Raw genomic sequence first — 18,279 nt, forward strand, 5'->3', positions numbered from 1 at the left:
GGACATGAATTGGTATCCGCAAAGAGGTTCCGGCGGATTCCCAAGGAGCAAGGAAGGCGGCTGTCGTGGCCCCTAAACCTGAAGACGCATGGAGCGCCGTTACGGCCGATGTCCCGGCTGACGCCAAGGTGTCCGGCACCACGCGCATGACACCGGAAGAGCGCATCTCCACTTTGACCGAGGGGCTCCAAAGGATCCTGGAGAGGGCTGTGGAGTCGACGTCGCACTGGCAGGTACTGCTGGACGCCTCGTCAACTTTGTGGCGATACTCGGGCGGCAACGTCGCCCTGCTCATGATGCAGATGGCCCAACGTGGCACCGAGGAACCCACCCTTGTCGCTGGGTATAAGGAGTGGGCCCGCCACGGCCGTACGGTGACAAAGGGTGAACATGCACTCTGGGTGATCGCTCCGCGCACGGCGCGGGTCCAGCAGGTCGTGCTTCCCGACGGCAGCCGGCAGCGCGTGCCTGTGGGCGATCAGTTGCCGCAGGGCGCCGTCGACGATGGAAAAAAGACCGTGATAACGGGTTGGCGCGGCCAGGCAGTCTTCGACGTCTCGCAGACGCAGGGTACTCCGCTGCTGGTGCCGAGGGGCCTCGGCTCCAGCGTTGATGCCGCCGAACTATGGGGTTCTTTGGAAGCTGTAGCGAGGAGTCATGGATTCAACGTCGACGTCACGGATGCGCAGTATGGGCTGACCAGTGGCTTCACGGATTTCGCCGAACACCGGGTACAGGTTGGTGCTTGGCTCAGCACTGAAGAGCGAACAGCGGTCCTCGCGCATGAGCTCGGGCACGTGCTGCTCCATGGGCCCGATGACAGGCTGGGACGCCTCTACGGGAGCAGTGCCGATCACCGCGGACTGGCTGAGGTAGAGGCTGAATCCGTGGCGTACACGGTGCTTCGAGCTCATGGCATTGATCGGGGACCACAATCCGCAACCTATCTGGCCGGCTGGGCTGACGCCGTCCTCGACGCGGAGAAGGATGCGATCTCCCAAGAGACGGGCAGCAAGCTTCCTGAGTCCCGTGTGGACATCGCGAAGTCGGTACTGGGTCGCGTTACTGCTGCGAGCAAAGGAATTCTCGAAATTACGCACCCGCCGGGATTCGGCGGAAAGTTCACCGCTGTCGACGCCGACCCTCGGCTGGAACCGACAGCGAATTACGTCGGGGTGGGGCGACCAACGTCGACCGATGGGCCGGTGATGGCTGGCCCCTGAGGACGACAGCATCTATCTGTCTGGCGGGAGAGTCCCGCTGGCTCCTGAAAGGAGAAGTAAATGGGTACCAAGATCCCGATCAACATCGCGGGCAACTTAGTTGCCGACCCCGAGCTCACCGTCGGGGAAAGTGGGGTGGCCCACGCCAAACTGAGGGTCGCTGTCAATCAGCGAATCCAGGGGGCGGACGGCACGTGGCAGGACGGAGAACCCGTCTTCCACAACGTCTCGGCGTTTCGAGCGCTGGCAGAGAACGCCGCGACTTCGCTGAAGAAGGGTGACCCGGTCACCGTCGCAGGTGAGCTGGAGTTCCGTTCCTATGAGAAGGATGGCGAGCGACGCGAGGCCCGCCGAATTGTCGCCGATACGATCGGCCCCGATCTGCGCTTTGGCACGGCGGCTTATCAGCGTGCGTCGCATGCTGCAGCTTCGGCGCCGTCTCCGGAGGTTCAAGCTGGGCGCGAGGTGGCCCCGACAGAACCTGAGGTACCGGCGTACCACGTCTCGTTGAAGCCTCCTGTGTTTCTGCCTCATAAAAGCCAAGCGGCAGGGAATCAGATCAGCTTCTAACCGCTGCCAGTGAGCTGGATCGTGGCGCCCGCGGCCTGATAATACGAGGAATCGGAGGGCAAGCTTGGCTGCCTTCCGATTCCTCGTTTAAGCGGCACCTGTGCAACCTGCCCTGGAACAGCAGATGATTCGGATGCGAACTGATCCCGTAGGCAGAAGAGGGGCTTCGGACTCGGGAGACTGCCTACGTCCGGGCGCCGCGCGACACCGACCCTCCAGCAGGTGCGCTCGTCATGCTTATAGGCGGGGCGGGCACAGCCGAAAGTTGCTGTTCGATGCCGCCTGACCTAGCGCCCCCCGCCTGTACGGACGGAGTACCGAGGACACCAGTGGCCCGAGCTGGAAGAGGACACGAGCGGCGCAGTGGGGGCCGGGGAAAGCACCTCCGGCGACTCCATCGCTCTGATGCCGTAACAGAGCGGACAAGCATCCCGAGATCGCCGCCGGCCCCCAATACCTACAGCGCCTACTCTTGGAGCTTGCACGCGAGTGTTGGGAGAACTTAGCCGAATTTCTGCGAGAGGCCGTGCTCTCCGTTCTAGCATGGGCCCAGGACGTCCGGGACCCCTGCCAAGCGCGAGCTGGCGGAGCCCCCGGCAAAAAGGGAATCATGACGATAGTGCCGCTGGTCAATCGTTACCGTTTTATGACACCTCACAGTGTTTGATGCGAGGAGGAGTCATTGCTACTGGTTAGACTCCACTCTGGGCCGATCCAACCGGCTCCAACCAAGGTTCAATAGTGGGGGATACATGTCGCGTACACCGAAGGACATAGCGGAAAGCCTTTTTACGGCATTCGAGGATTCCAGTGCTGAATTCCAGCACGAGCTGTACCAATACGGCGGCCAGTTCGGCAACCCGCCGGCATCCAAGAACTATGTTGATGCTGCGCTGTCAGCCCTTGCCGCCGCTCTCGGTCCTGAGCAGAAGGAATTGCTTGCAGTAGCCGGTATAACCCCGGAGGCGGGTGCGGAAGAGGACCCTCAGCAGTGCGAGCTTGTTGTCTTCTCCGAGGGCCTGCTGTTCCACACGGCGTTCTCCGCGGCCGGAAACACTGCGCCTGCTGTCCAAGTTCTCCGTCGTAGTTCCATCACGTCTGTGACTATTACAAGCGCCGCCCCTTTCAACCTGCCTGCGAAACCGGAGCGCCTGAGGTTTACCGCGGTGTACGAGGGTGGCTTGGTGCTGGACTTCCCGCTGAAGGGGAACCGCGCCAACGTCACCTCTACCCTGGCTGACGTTTTGACTACTCTCAGGTCAGACCTCGAGTCGAAACCATAGTCGGGGGGAGTATGGAAACCGCGGACAAAAGAACCCAAGGGCCGCCTTGGAGGCGACTCATCCGCGTAATTGTGGCCGTCGGGTTGATGCTTGGCGGTGTCGCCGCATGCCAGGTCATCCGGGCTTCCTCGCCTGAGTACCAGTGCCGGGACGCCGGCGACACCTGGGTGGAGGGCTACGGTGTGGATTGAGCCATACTGCGTTCACCCGGCCCCAATCGTCCGCCCTAATCGCCATTAGGGTGGACGGGATGTTTTTAGGCCTTGATGGCATCCGTAGCAAGACCCGAGCTTGTGTTGTCTGTCGCAGCGTCAAGAATCTATTGACGACCCCGCGCTACACGCGTGCGACACCGTAGGGGTAAGACGTAGCCGGAGGTCTGCCGGGCGATGGTTTTATGAGATAGTTCGACGATGATTTCCTGGATACTCCAAACTGCACCGGAACAGACTCAGAACGCTGGCGATTTCGCCCCGGTGTACGCCAACATCGTGGCGACAGTGGCCCTCATCTTGGCAGGGTTGAGTCTTCTGTGGCAGTACCTTACTGGTCGACGCGATAGACCTCTGGTCTCCATTTCGGGTCAATGCTCCGTGACTATGGACGGGCAGGAACCGCGTAACCCCAAGTGGCAACTTGACGTGCACTTGGCGAACACGGGTCATAAAGCTGCTTCGGTCAAAGAAGTTGCCTGGCAAATCGAAACCTCCAAAAAGACGTTGATACCTGTTGTGGGTGGGCCGCTTGACCCGACAGTTCCGATGAAACTCGAAGGCCTCGACACCGAGACTTGGTCAATGGAAATCCCCATCCACGGAACAAAGTGGAAGGGCCTTCGGGGACGCCCCTACGCGAAAGTAGTGAAGCGGCTTAATTGGATACAAAGACTTGAAGGATTTGAAGTGGAAAGCACCCTGGTGGGGGACTGGTGCCAGATGGAATACGAGCCCGAATGGTTTCAACTTCCCACGGAATGAGCACCTGCATGGGGTTACGCGGAGGAACCGTCCAAAACTGTTGGACGGTTGCCGTCTCGCGCGCGCGACCCCCCCTCCGGGCCAAGGGGGATGGCCCACTGCCGGGGGTTCCACCGTGACATGCCTGAGCGACTTCGACGCCCCTACCAGCGCGGGGGTTGACTATGAATGTGAAGAGTTTGTGTTCTTGCCGGCGCGCTTTGCGTCTCGTGCTTTTCGGGCGTCGCGCTCTCTAAGCACCGCGTTCCAGAGCTTGGTAAATTCTCGAGTGCTGATCTGAGGCAGGTCATCACCGAATTCGGCGTAGTCACGCTGCATCCTCCGGGCTTCCTCTACACTGGCAACTCGCAGTTTCGTTTTGATGGACATGAGACGGCGGAAGGCATAGTTACACTCGCTGGCCCTCTGATCTAATCCCCAAATTGTCGATGCAAGTGAGCCTAGGACCAGGACGAGACTAAGTATCGTGGCGGCTCGCAACAGAATCTGGACCTCTTGGGAAGGCTGGTCCAGCCAGAGCGTCATCAGGTTCATGCCGGCGCTGATTGCTGAAAAGCCTAGGGTGACCAGGAGCAAGGTACGGCTGAAAAATCGTGCCTTCAGGTGCAGACGGGCGTAGATGTCCACCATGATGGTGATTTTGTCCTGAAAAGCACCGAGGGATTCCACCTTCAGCCCGGTGGACGTGGAAGCACTTCCTCCTGGTCGGCGCTCCTCTACTACATCTTCATAGGCACTCATGCTGGTAGCCCTTCCCTAACTCCGGCGGCAACTAATTCTTCGAAGAAGAAGCCTACGCGAGATAGATGAGGTGTGTGGTGGGGCCGGACGGAGTTCCGGGGCGCCCCACCACCATGGCGCTGAAAGCGTCGTTGCCTCGTTATGTCGACGAGACTCTACTTCCATCCTTTCCGCTGCCGGGCTCTATGTCAGCGGTGAGGTTGACACCTTCGCCTTGGCTCAAGCAGCCAATGCGACTTCTACGAAGGCATTTGGACGTTTCACGGCTCACCCGAAACGTCCTTCGAGCCGGAGCTGGACCAGGTTGTGGGTGGAAGTTGTCTACAGACCCGTCCGCGGCCAGAGTTGCGTCCTCCCTGACAATCAGTCAATTTCACTGCCAGGTCACGGTGCTGCTCTTCCGTGAGAATGGGCTCCCAATCGCCGATCCCGTCCATGTCTTTGCCGTTGTAGACGCGCTTGCCGGCATAACGAGGGTTTATGAGGACACGCCTGGCCTGGGTAACGCCCCAAAGCCCGCCCTTGCCTGCGGTGGTCCGTAGGCCAGCGGCGTTCCAGTCCCGCCCGACGCTCGTTACGGTCGCACCTTGTAGCACAGCCAAGGCCGCCCTGCCGATTGCTGCTACCTCGTCCTCAACGATGAAGACCTTGCCGTCCGTGCTTCGGTCGTATCGAAACGGGCGACGGGTCCAAAGTGCTTTGCCCGCTTCCGCCCGTTGCCGATTGGCCCGCTTCTGGCGTTCGCACTTGTGCGCCGTCTCCATGGACGCGATCGCGGTCAGAATTTGAGCCACCGCCACCCCGGTGGGGTCGCCCAGCTATCGAGATGCCATACGACGACGTTGCCGATCAACCCTGCTTCAACGTCGCGCAGGAGTTGTTCGAACTGGGGTCTTGTCTTGCCGCTCGAGGCACTGATCGAGTTGTCGGGTACAAGACCGGACTGTCCCAACCTTTGGCCTGAGCCAGTAGTTGGCAGTCTTGCTCCTGCCGCAAGACGGCCGTGGCCTCGCCGGACTTGTCCTCTGATTGTCGAACGTAGATGGCAGTCCTCGTCATGCACGCAGAAACAGGCAACTGGTCACGACTGTGGTGCCGCTTGTCTTCGGCGTGCTGCGGCTGACAGTAGTGTTCGCCGTGTTCGTCCGCACAGCGAATTCTGTATGGATTTTGACGGTATTGGTCTAGCAACCGTGGGCAGCTGGCATCCTCAACAACAAACCTGTTACGGGAAAGCAGGAGCGACGTATGGGCCAGCCCGCTCGTCACCTACTTACGGTCGTCGCCGCAGTCGCCTCGCTGATCGACCACTCCATGGCTGCTCCATGGCTGCGCTGCCGCGTCGGCCGCCGCGGGCGCCCAGGCAAGGCAATCCGAAGCAGGTATGTAGTATGTTGCCGGCCATGGCGCTCCCGGCCTGACTTGAGCAGGATCTGGTGAAATAAGCACTACAGAGCCCGGCCAAATTGGTTCGTGCAGGGCCTCGATCCAAGCGGGCTGCACATAGTCAAAGCGCTTCCAGCGGATGGTGATCCACGATCCGGTGGGTTCAAGGGCGTCAACGCTCAGGACGGTCACCTCGGCGGTTGTGCCGTGCAGGCGCTTCGCCTCATCGAAGCTCTTCCACCTCTCCCTTGCTGCCACCGTCCAAGTACGCAGCCGATGTACCCGAGTCAGCCAGATTGCGCCAACAATGATCGCAGCGAGAAGGAGTGCCATTGCCACTACGACTGAGAGCCATGGCGGCGGCCAGGTAGCGGCAACTGTGCCAAGAACAATAACGGCGCAGGTCACCACGGCTACACTGATGAGGATCAGCGCAGGTGTTGCAAGCTTGGGCTTCAGGACTGGGTTCATATCCACTGGTTACCCCCGCGCCCAGTTTAGAGCTGCCAGCCGACATTGATAAGGCTGTCTGCCTGAGTTGCCGGTTCTCCAACCCAGCCGTACCCCTGAGGCTGTCCAGTAAGCGGGAGAGCCAGTTGGCCAATGAGCTGATCAATCCCCGAGCGCTGCTCCCACTCGTACGCTGCCGGAACGGGTCCCAAAGGAAGCGGCGAATCTTCAACGCCCCATCTGTCCCTGAAAATCGCGACTCGGCCTACGACGTGGTGTGCGTCATCTGACCGGACGTCCGGGTCCAAACTATCCACAAGGTTCCGTTTCCATACCGCATCATGAGTGAGGGCGTCTCTGATGACGTGATCCATCCTGTGTTGCATCCGCTCCTGGACTTGGCTGATTAGGTTTGTCAGGTCAGGGCGTGCGGAGTGCACTGGGGCTAGCGGATCTTCTGCAACTGCGGGCATCTCAGTCAGGAAGCGCCGGAGCCGGGAATGGACCACGGCTGCCACGTCTTTGGCCGATTGGCTGGTTCCCAGGGCGGCCTTCACCACGCGCTGGGCGCTTGGACGGCTGACTTGAACAGCGCGGCGCCAGGCCGCAACAGTCGCGCCCCAGGATGGAGACTGCTGCAGCTCAGCCACTGGGCCGGGGGAGTACGTCTCGATGAATGCCGACAGATCCTCGGCAGCGGCGATTTGCGCGAGATAGTCGAGCTCAGCACTGAGGCGCTGCAAGCTATCCGCTTTCGTCCTCTCCGCCTCGCGGACTTCGTGGGCCGTCCGTTCAGCGCCCTCGGCAGCAAGGACTTCGCCTAGGATCTGCTGCCATGTGGCCTGCAGGGCGGGATCCAGAGGTTCGTCCTCCAGCGGATCGCTCTCGCTGACGTAGGCATGGTTTCCCACGCGTCCACGGGTCATGCTCACGTACAGCAGCTCTCGTGTGAGACGACCTTGCGTCACGACGGTATGTCCTGTGTCCACCGTCAGGCCCTGCGAACGGTGGGCAGTTGTCGCATATCCGAGCTCAACCGAACTCTCGACATAGTCGCGGGTCAAGGAAATGGTTGCACGGGTATCCCGGCGAACGGCGGTGAGGGACCCGTCGCGCTTTACTGCACGGACGACGTCGAGCATGGTTCCGTTCCGGATGAAGTCTCCGCTGCTGTCCATGATGGTGCGGTCATTCTGGCGAGCGATGATTGCGTCACCGCGGCCTGCACGAGATCCGTCGCTGATTGGTACCGCGTGTTCTGCGTCTATTTCACCCTGGATTACCCGGTCGGCCTGAGCGCGCTGATTGAGCATGTTTACCGTGTCATTCTCGGCTGCAATGAGAATGGAGGACTTGCCGGCTTTGATGTCGGCCTGCCAGTTGAGATAGGCCTGATCAACCATGTCCAGGTATGAGCCGTGGCGAAGGCGTCCGTGACGGTTGTACTCGGCAACTGCGGAAAAATCTCCCGACCGGAGCATCAGCGACGCGCCTTGCTCCCAGGCTTGTTCGAACCGCCAAATAGTTGTCAGCCGGGACGTCTTGCCTTGACGGTCCAGCCAGCCAAGGATGCCGCCGGCGTCAATGGCGTCCAATTGTCCCGGGTCGCCCACCAGGAGGACCTTCGCCCCGGCGTCTCGCACCTGCTGTGCAATGGCGGCCAGCTGAAGAGTGGACACCATGGAGGCCTCGTCGACGACGATCAGCTGGTTCCGATGAAAACGCCACCTGTCCTGTTCAGCAGCGAGCCACGCGGCCTTTTGTGCCAGCCGGACGGCGTGTGGGTTCCCGTCACCTTGGTGACGAGTAAGACGCTGCTCGACATCGAAGAACTGGGCCGCCCGGTTGCCGGCTCCCTGGCCGGCGGACTCGTGGAGCCATTTAGCGACATTCTCGGTGGCCATCGCAAGCTCTCGCCCCAGAACCTCGGCGCTCGCTGCCGCCGGTGCCAGTCCAACCACCGTTCCAGCTCCGAATGTTGCTTCCCAAGCTGCCTTGACTGCGCCTAGCGTGGTGGTCTTGCCAGTACCGGCAGGACCGACGATGGCGTCGAGCCGGTTGCCGCTGAGCAGGACAGTGGCCGCAGCCGCGCGTTGATCCATGTGCAGTCCAAGACGCCCACGGTGCTTGTAACTGGCGAGCGATTCCATGGTGACTTCCGCGCTCACGGCTGGACCGCCGTCGTCGTTCCTTGCATCCATAACGGCATCCTCGGCGGCGAGAGTCCCTGCATCCGTGAACAGGCGGGAGCCCTGGAAATCGAAGACCGAATGTCCTGCGAAATGAAGATCAGAATGCGCATCGACCGGGACGGTATAACGGCGCTCGTTAAGCGCCACGGACTGGTTTTCCGCGGCCGTGGCCACAGCATCGATCGTGGAGCTGCGGTCCTTCGCTGTCTTGCAGCGAATTTCGGCGCAGACACGTTCGGCTTCCGCGAGGAGGTTCCACCGGTTCCAGGTGGCGCGTTTGATGGCCACACGCTCCCGTGCCAGTGATCCGACGGCGTCGATCCAGGACGGAGCGAAGTCGCAGGAGCGGAATGGGGTTCTGTGGGAGCGCCGAACGGTTGCGGCGAGAACATGGCTTGGACTGAAGCCTTTCTTGATTGTCCGTTTCTGCCACTGCGCCGAGAGTTCGTGGAGCGGTGCGACCGTTTCCGATTTGGCTGTCCGGGTTGAAAGGGTGGCCTGCTGCCGGAGCTTGATGACGGTTGTCGCGGATGGCGGAGTGCCGTGGCCGGCAGTCCATTCGGCCACGAGCCGGTCGGTTTCGAGATCGATGAGGCGGGAGCGGTTGGAGAATTCGCGAATCAGCGCATCGTCGACGCCGGTGAGCTGCTGGCTGGGGTTGTGTGTGGTCGCGGCTGGCTTGCGGAAGTCCGTCTCGGTGCCGAGGTTGCGGCTGAGGGCGTCGAAGAGGAGGCCGTTGTACCGCTCGCTGGCCGCGACTGCCGCCTTGTACAGCGTCCGAGAGTCCAGCGTGGCCCAGGCGCCGTCGGTGATGCGCTGGACCCGGTTGGCAAGGACCATGTGAGTGTGCAGTTGGGGATCACCGGCACGCGACTCCCAGTGGTCGAAGGCGGCGGCAATCGCCCCGCGGGTGCCGATACGGGCGACGCCGTTGCGGCCCGCCCTCGTGTGGATGACGGACTCCTCGAGCCATTGCAGGGTGGCGCTGACTGCCTGGTGGTGGGTCTCGAGGATTTGGTCCTGGATGCTCCGCGGGCTGAGTGCCCAGAGGACCGAGACGGATTTTGGGACGCTGAATGTGAGGTCGAATCCAACGACGGCGTGACGAATTTCGGTTGGCCCGCCACTCTTTTGGACGAGCGTCGGCTGGCCGTGAGGACGGCCGAGTGGAGTGCCGGTGTCCGGATGAGCGGCCTGGTCGAAGACGGCCTTGGCGTCCGTTTCCGTGACGACATCCCCAGCTTCACGACTGATTCCTTCCAGGCCCGAACCTACCCAGCGGCCGGGGGGCGTTCCCGACTTCATGTAGTAATTCGTGGCATCCACGGGAGTGACCCTTAGGTCATCCATCATGGTGGTTTTGAACAAGTACTTCAGGCCGGACTGGGCCGAAAGCCGGGCAATGGACATGGTCATGGCTGTTGTCCCCGGCGGCCCGAGCTGCTCCATCCGCGGCGGCGGAACAACTCCTTGGACTTGGGGTCGAGTTCGACGCCGGCGGCCCGAGCGAGTGCCAGTAGCTTGCCGGCGACGTGGACCAGATCCTGGGCATCAGTTTTCTGAATGGCTTGGAGTCGGCCTAGCTCTAGGCGAAGGTTTTGGGCGGCGGCCCGTTGCTCCGCGGCCTCGGCTTCGAGGCCCTCGACGTCTACGGCTTGAAGTCGGAGCTGGGCGTGGAGCGAAGCCACGACTCGGCTGCTCGAGCCTTGGACGCGAGTCACTTCGGCTGTTGCTCGGTCTCGACGCGTGGGCGTGGCGAGTTCGGAGCCGTCTAGTGATGCCGCGGAGGCTATCGGTGTTGACGCTGAGAGACGCTGCCGACGTCGCCGATCGCGCTGTCTGTTGGCGCAGCGAGTAGAGCAGAAGCGTTGAGAAGCGCGACTCGGTTCGAAGCCCTCCCGACATTCGGCACAAATTCTCTTGCCCACGTTGGTTCATCTGCCGGGGCCCAGCTCACGACATGACCAACCGTGAGCTGACCTCACGGTGATCACCTTGGATGCCAGAGGTGTGAGGTAGTTGACGCGCCGGGAAACAAAGCCGCGGCAGTAGCCAATGCAGAACTCGACCGGGGTCGGGTCTCTGAGGACCGCTGCGGAGACGACAGTGGCTTCGGAAAGATCGGGAGGGAACGGCGGTCGGGCGCCTTCGGGCTGGCAGCGGCCCAGGACTGGCCGCCGCTGACGACGATGGGCTAGCCACTTGCTGAGCGGCTCCTTCGTATGTGGGTGGTGGACGCCGGCAGCCACATCAGCACGGCACCGGCAAGGCTGAGGATCAGACCCATAACGACCAGGATGTTGTTCAGGGCAGTAAAACCAGCAAGGGACAGCACTGCTACGGCGGTCAGGACGTACCTGGCCCAGCGTTCGCCCCGCGGCAGTCTGAGCGCAGCCCGGCATTGCAGCGCCGTGAACACGAGAAGCATTCCCATGCTGACCGCGAACGAGGATGAGTCCGGCGGCCGCAGGAACATCACGATGACGGGAAGGACGCTGGACACGAGAGCAGCTCCTGTCGAGTGAAAGCGGGAATGGTGACGACGCAACCCGCTCTGGACCCCAAGAGCATCGATCGGCCATGCGAATCCTAGCCGAAATGTCAGCCGAGGCAGGGAAGGGCGACGGCGGGCTCTAGAGTCTGCCGGGGCAGATCGGTCTAGCGTTTGCGGCCCATGATGCGTTCGATGGCCTCTGCCTCACGTCGCGCGTCCCGTTCAGGGTCGATACGCGCCGCACTTGCGCTGGCTCCCAGTACCTGGCTGTAACTGGTGCGGTTCCTGTACTGGCTGACGGCGTCTGTCCGCCGCTCAACCGGCGTCGCCGGCTGTCTGGACGTCCGCCGGGCCAGCGCTTCCCGATGGGCCTTGAGTTGTGCCAGCCGGGCCGGTTCCGGCTTGTCCCCAATGAATTCAGCCATGCCCGGTGGAGGCACGAGGGATCCTGCGCCCGACAGCCTCCACTCCGACAGCGGGGCGGAGGCGTAGTGGGTGGGATACACGAGGTACCGCTCAGCCGTGGGGTGGCGGTAACGGCCCCCGTATATTGCCACGAGGACACCGAGGGACTCGTACTCCATATCCAGGACGACACTGCTCAGCGGCAGATCGAGGACCAGGTCAGGAACGTCCGGAGACCACAGCCACACGTCATGGATGCCTGCCGTCTGATAGCCGCCGTGGCGGCGGTCCCACCCTTTGCTGTCCATTGGCTTGCGCTGGACCTCGAACGCCAGATGCCGGCCGGAAGTGGCTGTTGCTCTGACGTCGCTGCGCAGCCGGACGCCAGGGATCCAAACCTCATCTTGGACAGACCAAGGAAGGATGTGGTGCTGGTCTCTCGCCCAGTCCATGATGAAGCGCTTGCCGTGCAGGTGCCCAGCGGTCTCGCCGTCGCGGCGTAAGCCGTCGGGAGCCTCGCCAGCCTGATGGCGGAAGTGCTTGCACCGGGTTTTGGCGTCGACGAGCTGCACCGGGACTTCGCGGCCGTCTTCCTTGCAGTCGATGCAGACGATCTCCTTGGAGCCCTGGTAACCGTAGCGGTCGTAGTAGGAGCTGTTTCCGCGGTGCATGGCCGCCGCCATGACAATCTGCCCGTCCGCGTTGTTGTAGGCGACGAGGGGATCTGACGGTTCCCATTTGCGGGGAAAGAGCCGACGTATCTCGATCATGGGCACAGTATGAGCTGAAGGACTGACATTTCCTTGTAGGCCAATAGGTGCGGCCGGTCTACTGAGGCTGCCTATCAGATGATTTAGGGAATTCCTGCTCTGTCCGTTACGTTGCAGTCGCCGACATACCATCAACAGAAAAGAGATACACCTTCGTGGCAACCGATTACGATGAACTGCGCACCGACGTCAAGGAATCCCAGGAGAACTCCCTGGAGGCCCTGAAGACTGCCAAGGCGCCCGACGCCAAGTCGGTCGTTCAGGAGCTCGACGAGGCTGACACCTCGGATGGCCTGACTCCGGGCGGAGAGTTCATCGCCGAAGAACTCATCGTGGATGTCATTCCCCAGGCCGACGACGAGTTCACTTGTTACTCCTGCTTCCTGGTCCGCCACCGTTCGCAGAAGGCGCGCGAGAAGGACGGCCATGCCTCCTGCACCGAATGTGAGGGCTGAGAGGTTCTGGCTGGCTGTCCCGGAGCACATCTGGCAGCGTCCGCGAGGAATTTCACCCTGCCGGCCACGGCAGACCTGGAGGCACACTTCCAGGCGCTGGGTGAACCCGGTGCCATGCAGCAGGCCGTCCGGGTGTTCATCGGCGAGGGGTCGTTCTACTCAGGGCCGGCCGCGGGGACACAGCAAACAAGAATGTCAGCACGGACAGTGACGCCGTTGCCGTGTCCATGCTCAGTGTCATCGTTCCGGCAAAGGCCACGGTGGGACTGGCTGAACGCGATACAGCAGCGCGCATCACAGAGTTGCTGAGGCTGATCCCCACCGATGTTGCATTGAGCAGCCTCAGCAGCAAAGACGCAGCAGCCCTGCTCACGGGGCAGGGTCCTGCCGCTCTGCTCTGGAAGAAACTCCGCAGAACGAAGAGCAACCGCTGGGGCATCGGCGCCACGACAGCAAGCAAGATCATGGATAGGAAGAGACCCCACCTGATTCCCGTCTGGGATGACATGATTGGTGATGTCATTGGGGCGGACAGCTCTGAAGGCCAGTGGGTGAACTGGCATGGGCTCCTGACAGACAGTACCAGCCTGCCTGAGCGCCTGGCAGAGATTCACCGGCTCTCGGAAGTGGAGCTGCCGCTGTCTGAGCTGCGGATCATGGATGTGATCCTGTGGCGTCACGGGAAGGACCAAGGGCTCGGCGGACGCCGCCGGAAGAGCCGAAAGTAGATACTTGGCCAGTCCTGGATCTCCTCAGAAACTCGCCGGCATAGCCATCCGAAGCATCCTTTGAAGTTCCAGCTGGCGGGCCATGGACTTGTATAGCCGCGGGTTCATGTCGCTCCAGTCCACATTATGCGCAACAAAATCCCGCGACGAATACACGGTGTATTGATTGAAGTCTTCAGCTTTGAGCCTTCTCCGACCTTCAAAGCGATGCAGATACAGCCCGGTGTACGGACTCAGTGGTATCGTCACCCGCTCGCAATCATGAAGGGGAACACCAAAACCATGCATAGCCCACCTGTGCTCAACAGGGGCGTAATTCTCTTTCAGGTCCCTTCGAATCCCGCTCTGAGCGGCGAACGCGTCGGCAAGAACCAGGCTGGGGGACCGGTAGCGCATGACGTCCCATCTGAATTCCAGCAGGCTTCCAGTGTATGGGTTCCACCTGTCCTTGGGCCTGGAGAACTGGTCATTCCTGCTTGGCCAAGTGGCAAGATAGGAGAACAAGGCTGCCCGCAGAAGGCCTGTTCGAATGTCTTCGGCAGAGGCGTCCTTCGGATACTCGTCCCGAGCCCCATGTGCCACGCACCCAAGGGTGAACCGGCTACGGAGGATCTGAAGGCCGGCAAGCCAAATGATCTCCTGCTTCTGTTCATCAGTAACTTCGGTAGCTGTGGAACCAACGAGTTCATCAATCACTGCACCGGATTCAGTTTCAATATGACTCATGGATGATTCCAGGAGCGACCGGTCCTTTTGGCCTTCTGAACCATAGAGTGTGTGACCGTCTTTGACCTGACCGGTGTTCAGAACCACGGACGTGAAGCTCTTGCCGTCGGCAATCCGATGTATCCGCAGTTGCTCTTTGGCGTTTGCGAAGCGCCGTAGGAGGAACTGTGGCACGTAGTGATGCCGGACAGGCTCGTTCAAAATCTTTCCTTGTATCTAATGGGGAGCAGCAACAGTTGTTGACCCGGTGCTTTGAGGCAAACGCGAGAACCCTATCGCCCGTTCAATTACACAGTTCAAGAGCCGCATCGATGACCGGACTGATGTCGACCTTCAGACCGGTGACATCGGGATGCGGCGCCCAGATTGGATCAATGTCGAGATAGTTGCCGTGGTCCTTGGCTGTGCCATTGGCTGCATAGGTCTTGCCATCCGGAGCATCAACAGTCGCCACCTTGAGGGGCCGGCTGGAAACCGTGATGTTCTCGCAGTGGGCCACGACGTAAGGAACTGTCAGCGGCCACTTATCTCCGAACTCGGTGCTGATAAGAAGACCTGGATCATTTGCCACCGCGGCGGGCACCTCGACCTTGGCGGCTGCTTTTGCTTCAGCTGGTGCATATTCTGCGCAGGTTCCGTCCTGCGGATTGCCGACGGCGACCGGAGGAAAGCTGACTACGACGTACCCTGCATTTCCGCCGAGCTTTTCCGGGCCTCCTCCGGGAGCCCAGGTACGGTCAACGCAGATCTCTGATTCGTCAACCACAACGCCTTTGAAAGTCATGCCCTTCCAGATTGGGGCATTGGGCAGTTCGGCCTGAGCCGCGTCCTCTGCTTGGGTCACACGTTCTGCATCAGTCAGCGTGCTGACAGGAGCTCCTGATGCCGACGGAGTCGACGGCTTTGAAGTCTCATCGGCGGGCTCGGATGCGGGCGCTGCGCAGCCAGCGAGAAGCAGTCCGGCAAACAACATGCGGGCCGTCGCTGCGTACCGGGAAGTGATCATGAGTTCGCTCCCGTAGTGGTATCGTCACCGTCGTTTGCGGCATCCACAGGGGGAGTCTCCAGCTGTTCCATCCTCAGCAGCTTCTTCTCATGCCTGACGGCCGCAAGGTCCTTGAGCTTGTCGATGCCCAGCTTCACGCCATAAATTGCACCGGTGACGGCGATGACGCCGACGGCGCCTAGACCAGCACCTTGTCCCAGGCCCTCATTGTGACCCTCTTTATGACCGTCCTGGTGCCCCTGGTAGTAGCCGGCCCCGTAGATCGGGCTTCCAGTCATGCTTCCCCCATGCTTGATTCTCGAATGAAGTTGAGCATATCGGCCCAGCTGGGCAGGTCGTGGTTGGTTACCCGGAACTGACTTTCGTGCAGTGGTGGATCCCCACTGAAGGTGAATCATCGGCACGTCGATATGCTGTGGCAATAATCGGGGGAGGGGACGTTCCTAGCGCTCAGCTGCGGGGACAAGCACTGCTTTTCGTGGCTAGATACTGTAGCTCGCGGCCCAGATGAAGATTAGTCGCCTCGGCAAGATCCATGTGAAGACTGCTGTGCGCTAGAACTGGGGTGGTGCCTGCCATTAGGTTCTCGCCGTCGTGACCAGACTCGTCACAGAAGATCTCAACGATATAGGAGGTGGCGGTCATCTCGTTCTTCATCCCTTTGCCTGGGCGTAATCCCAAGGGTAAGCATTCCAGAGCCAGTTACTGCTTTCACAACCAGCTTGAGAAAACCATGTGATGCGGTGCGTAGAGTCGAGGTGCCGGGAAGACGACTTCAAACGTCTACAAGGGCAAACACGTTCTTCCGGTGAGGCAGACCGTCGGACAGGTCTGGCAAGATTGCTTGCATGTCAATGTCCGTCCTTACAAAAGGCGGGAGTAAATGGCTACAACGCCATAGGCTCATGTTGACCGTGGCAACCAACGGACGGGGCAGCAATGGGGAACAGTCGAGAGTTTTTTCGGGAGAAGAAACCCGCTGCGATTTTCAAGCACAAATTGCTAGAGGATTACCTCACTCCTTGGGCGGCCAAACTGGGATCGTTCAACCCCCAGGGCGTCGCCTTCGTCGACGGATACGCCGGCAGTGGTCGTTACGACGGGAGTGAAGAAGGTTCACCGGTTATAGCCATGCATGCCGCCCTAAAAGTACCCACTTCCAACCTCCGCTGCGTTTTTGTCGAGAAACTCGCCGCGAATGCGAGCCGCCTCTCTGAAGTAATTTCTGCGGAAGGTAACGGGGTAGACATAGTAGGACCCCTGCAGGGCACATTGGAAGATCGGATAGATACGGTGCTGAAAGCCGTTGAGGGGCGGCCGGCATTGATATTCTTGGACCCCTTTGGGACCGCGCTGTCTGCGGACCTGTTGGTTGATAAAATCCTGCGTCGCCCCGGTAGGGCTTCAACGGAAGTGCTGCTCAATTTCAATATTGAGGCCGTGTGGCGCTTCGGAGGCTTTCTCAACTCTGCCAGGGCGATGAATGGTGTCAATGGTAAGCCCACCCTAGAAACAGCGGACCGCTTCCTTGGCGGTGACTGGTGGCATGAGAGCTTCCGGACGGCACGTAAAGCAATGGACGACCAAGGCGAATACCGATCGGCTGCAGAGGCGGCAATGGAAGTTGCAGAGCGATATGCACAAATGATTTCGTCTAGGGCGGGAGTGCATGCTTTATCGGTGCCTGTGCGTCGCGAACGCGCCACTCAGCCGTTCTTTTCCCTGATGCTATTTCATTCCCATGATGCAGCAAAGCTTCCATTTATTGACGCAGCCGCAAGGGCACATAGGAACTGGAGACACGCCCATTGGGAGCGATATGCCGAGAAACACAGCGACCCCATGGCTTTGTTTGACGTCGACGTGCTGCCTGACCGTGAGTCGGAGGACAACCGATTGTCGACTGAAGCCGTACGAACGATCGAAACGAATCTGCGATCGCTGCTGTCTGATCGTTCGAGCATATCGCTGGGGGAGCATATGGAAGCGGCGTTCGGCCTCACGCTGGGCACTGCGGGCACACGGGAGTTAAGGAAGGCTGTAGCAAGTCTCCACAGTGGAGGTCTGATCCAAAAGCCTCCAACGCGCTTGGACAGAGCCTGGCTTCACAAAGCCTGAGAGAGCGTAGAGGGCATCGCGTCCCATGTGCGGCCCGCTAGAGTCCTCCCATTCTGCTTAGGTGTTCTTCCACCCCATTGCTTGAAGAAGAACGGCACCTCTGCTTCGAGGCACTGGTCCCGGATACTCTCCACCCAATGGGGGTCCATTGGACGGTGGTTTGGCCCCGATTCGCCGCCCGCGATGACCCAGTGAATTCCACCCAGGTTCAGTCTTTCAATTGGTCCGATGAGAGGTTCGCAGGACAGAAAGCGAACAGCGGCCGGTACTTGCCGCAGATGATCAATTCGATTCACCACGTCTTGATTTTCAACCGAAACACCCATCCAGAGGTTCTGGGGCCAATCTAATCGGCTAGCTACTCGGGCCATCCTGTGTGACCGCTTCGTCAGTACCTGGTATGTGTGCTGGGGAGTAGCAGCAATGACATCAAAAATGTCCTGCACGAAAGAGACTGGAACCTTGGCGTGGAACAGGTCGCTCATGGAGTTCACAAACACGACCCTAGGTGCCTTCCAGGAGTAGGGCTGCCGGAGAGCTTGTGGATGAATGGTGACACCAAACCCTGGGCCGCTCGTAATGGGGGACCCGTCGTTTTGGTACTTCTCCGCGCCCATTGCCTTTAGCCGCTTCGACAGTGCGAGCGCATAGCAGTTATCGCAGCCTGCAGCTACGCGGTCGCAGCCCGTGACAGGATTCCATGTTGCCTCCGTCCACTCGATTTGGGACTTTGCGCTCATTACCGTTCCTTCGGT

The 18,279-nt window shown here is 60.5% G+C and carries 16 protein-coding genes and 1 pseudogene; 7 read left to right on the forward strand and 10 right to left on the reverse strand.

The window, feature by feature from the left end; all coding sequences use genetic code 11:
* Positions 1–65: 65 nt before the first annotated feature.
* From ACFQ50_RS03140 to ACFQ50_RS03155, 4 genes are all read left to right on the forward strand, one after another.
* Positions 66–1,223 carry an ArdC-like ssDNA-binding domain-containing protein gene (locus tag ACFQ50_RS03140; protein ID WP_377994058.1) on the forward strand — a complete coding sequence of 386 codons (1,158 nt, stop codon included), beginning with the start codon at positions 66–68 and terminating at the stop codon, positions 1,221–1,223.
* 60 nt (positions 1,224–1,283) lie between these two features.
* A complete protein-coding gene (locus ACFQ50_RS03145; RefSeq protein WP_377994059.1) occupies positions 1,284–1,793 on the forward strand; it encodes a single-stranded DNA-binding protein in 510 nt (169 codons plus the stop codon).
* Between the two features lie 752 nt (positions 1,794–2,545).
* Positions 2,546–3,076, forward strand: a complete 531-nt coding sequence (locus tag ACFQ50_RS03150; RefSeq protein ID WP_377994060.1) for a hypothetical protein — start codon at positions 2,546–2,548, stop codon at positions 3,074–3,076.
* A gap of 413 nt (positions 3,077–3,489) precedes the next feature.
* Positions 3,490–4,053 carry a hypothetical protein gene (locus ACFQ50_RS03155; RefSeq protein ID WP_377994061.1) on the forward strand — a complete coding sequence of 188 codons (564 nt, stop codon included), beginning with the start codon at positions 3,490–3,492 and terminating at the stop codon, positions 4,051–4,053.
* 162 nt (positions 4,054–4,215) lie between these two features.
* Here the strand turns inward: ACFQ50_RS03155 and ACFQ50_RS03160 are convergent, their stop codons facing one another.
* The 6 genes from ACFQ50_RS03160 to ACFQ50_RS03185 form a co-directional block, all read right to left on the reverse strand.
* Positions 4,216–4,794: a hypothetical protein gene (locus tag ACFQ50_RS03160; RefSeq protein WP_377994062.1), complete on the reverse strand. Its 579-nt coding sequence runs from the start codon at positions 4,792–4,794 to the stop codon at positions 4,216–4,218.
* Positions 4,795–5,054: 260 nt separating this feature from the next.
* Entirely contained in the window at positions 5,055–5,558 is a 504-nt protein-coding gene (locus ACFQ50_RS03165) for a recombinase family protein (RefSeq protein WP_377994084.1), read from the reverse strand.
* Between the two features lie 505 nt (positions 5,559–6,063).
* Positions 6,064–6,651 (reverse strand): hypothetical protein, encoded by a 588-nt coding sequence (locus tag ACFQ50_RS03170; RefSeq protein ID WP_377994063.1) that lies wholly within the window; start codon positions 6,649–6,651, stop codon positions 6,064–6,066.
* A gap of 26 nt (positions 6,652–6,677) precedes the next feature.
* Positions 6,678–10,238, reverse strand: a complete 3,561-nt coding sequence (gene mobF / locus ACFQ50_RS03175) for a MobF family relaxase (RefSeq protein WP_377994064.1) — start codon at positions 10,236–10,238, stop codon at positions 6,678–6,680.
* A 778-nt stretch (positions 10,239–11,016) separates the two neighbouring features.
* Positions 11,017–11,325 carry a hypothetical protein gene (locus ACFQ50_RS03180; protein ID WP_377994065.1) on the reverse strand — a complete coding sequence of 103 codons (309 nt, stop codon included), beginning with the start codon at positions 11,323–11,325 and terminating at the stop codon, positions 11,017–11,019.
* A gap of 155 nt (positions 11,326–11,480) precedes the next feature.
* Positions 11,481–12,491 (reverse strand): competence protein CoiA family protein, encoded by a 1,011-nt coding sequence (locus ACFQ50_RS03185; RefSeq protein WP_377994066.1) that lies wholly within the window; start codon positions 12,489–12,491, stop codon positions 11,481–11,483.
* 155 nt (positions 12,492–12,646) lie between these two features.
* Between ACFQ50_RS03185 and ACFQ50_RS03190 the strand changes: the two genes are divergently transcribed.
* Positions 12,647–12,946 (forward strand): DUF4193 domain-containing protein, encoded by a 300-nt coding sequence (locus ACFQ50_RS03190; RefSeq protein WP_377994067.1) that lies wholly within the window; start codon positions 12,647–12,649, stop codon positions 12,944–12,946.
* A 182-nt stretch (positions 12,947–13,128) separates the two neighbouring features.
* Positions 13,129–13,674, forward strand: a pseudogene (locus ACFQ50_RS03195) (DUF6308 family protein); the annotation flags it as partial.
* Between the two features lie 24 nt (positions 13,675–13,698).
* On the opposite strand, the gene ACFQ50_RS03200 reads toward ACFQ50_RS03195, so the two are convergent.
* The 3 genes from ACFQ50_RS03200 to ACFQ50_RS03210 all read right to left on the reverse strand — a co-directional run bounded on the left by ACFQ50_RS03200 (position 13,699) and on the right by ACFQ50_RS03210 (position 15,684).
* The gene (locus ACFQ50_RS03200; RefSeq protein WP_377994068.1) at positions 13,699–14,601 is read right to left on the reverse strand and encodes a DUF4238 domain-containing protein; all 903 of its coding nucleotides are present in this window, start codon (positions 14,599–14,601) and stop codon (positions 13,699–13,701) included.
* Between the two features lie 82 nt (positions 14,602–14,683).
* Positions 14,684–15,244, reverse strand: coding sequence for a DUF2511 domain-containing protein (locus ACFQ50_RS03205; protein ID WP_377994069.1), 561 nt, complete (start codon positions 15,242–15,244; stop codon positions 14,684–14,686).
* Positions 15,245–15,402: 158 nt separating this feature from the next.
* The gene (locus ACFQ50_RS03210) at positions 15,403–15,684 is read right to left on the reverse strand and encodes a hypothetical protein (protein WP_377994070.1); all 282 of its coding nucleotides are present in this window, start codon (positions 15,682–15,684) and stop codon (positions 15,403–15,405) included.
* Between the two features lie 661 nt (positions 15,685–16,345).
* Here ACFQ50_RS03210 and tcmP point away from each other — a divergent pair.
* A complete protein-coding gene (gene tcmP / locus ACFQ50_RS03215) occupies positions 16,346–17,524 on the forward strand; it encodes a three-Cys-motif partner protein TcmP (RefSeq protein ID WP_377994071.1) in 1,179 nt (392 codons plus the stop codon).
* On the opposite strand, the gene ACFQ50_RS03220 is transcribed toward tcmP, so the two are convergent.
* Positions 17,512–18,264, reverse strand: a complete 753-nt coding sequence (locus ACFQ50_RS03220; protein ID WP_377994072.1) for a DUF5131 family protein — start codon at positions 18,262–18,264, stop codon at positions 17,512–17,514. The two genes, tcmP and ACFQ50_RS03220, sit on opposite strands and share 13 nt — an antisense overlap.
* Between the last annotated feature and the right edge of the window lie 15 nt (positions 18,265–18,279).

This window comes from Arthrobacter sp. NPDC056493, assembly GCF_042795115.1.
Taxonomy (GTDB): Bacteria; Actinomycetota; Actinomycetes; order Actinomycetales; family Micrococcaceae; genus Arthrobacter.

Bases quoted from the DNA above. Each gene is read 5' to 3' on its own strand.
- ACFQ50_RS03145 (WP_377994059.1), top strand. From the start codon at position 1,284: ATGGGTACCAAGATCCCGATCAACATCGCGGGCAACTTAGTTGCCGAC.
- ACFQ50_RS03150 (WP_377994060.1), top strand. From the start codon at position 2,546: ATGTCGCGTACACCGAAGGACATAGCGGAAAGCCTTTTTACGGCATTC.
- ACFQ50_RS03155 (WP_377994061.1), top strand. From the start codon at position 3,490: ATGATTTCCTGGATACTCCAAACTGCACCGGAACAGACTCAGAACGCT.
- ACFQ50_RS03160 (WP_377994062.1), bottom strand. From the start codon at position 4,794: ATGAGTGCCTATGAAGATGTAGTAGAGGAGCGCCGACCAGGAGGAAGT.
- ACFQ50_RS03165 (WP_377994084.1), bottom strand. From the start codon at position 5,558: ATGGAGACGGCGCACAAGTGCGAACGCCAGAAGCGGGCCAATCGGCAA.
- ACFQ50_RS03170 (WP_377994063.1), bottom strand. From the start codon at position 6,651: ATGAACCCAGTCCTGAAGCCCAAGCTTGCAACACCTGCGCTGATCCTC.
- mobF (WP_377994064.1), bottom strand. From the start codon at position 10,238: ATGACCATGTCCATTGCCCGGCTTTCGGCCCAGTCCGGCCTGAAGTAC.
- ACFQ50_RS03185 (WP_377994066.1), bottom strand. From the start codon at position 12,491: ATGATCGAGATACGTCGGCTCTTTCCCCGCAAATGGGAACCGTCAGAT.
- ACFQ50_RS03210 (WP_377994070.1), bottom strand. From the start codon at position 15,684: ATGACTGGAAGCCCGATCTACGGGGCCGGCTACTACCAGGGGCACCAG.
- tcmP (WP_377994071.1), top strand. From the start codon at position 16,346: ATGGGGAACAGTCGAGAGTTTTTTCGGGAGAAGAAACCCGCTGCGATT.
- ACFQ50_RS03220 (WP_377994072.1), bottom strand. From the start codon at position 18,264: ATGAGCGCAAAGTCCCAAATCGAGTGGACGGAGGCAACATGGAATCCT.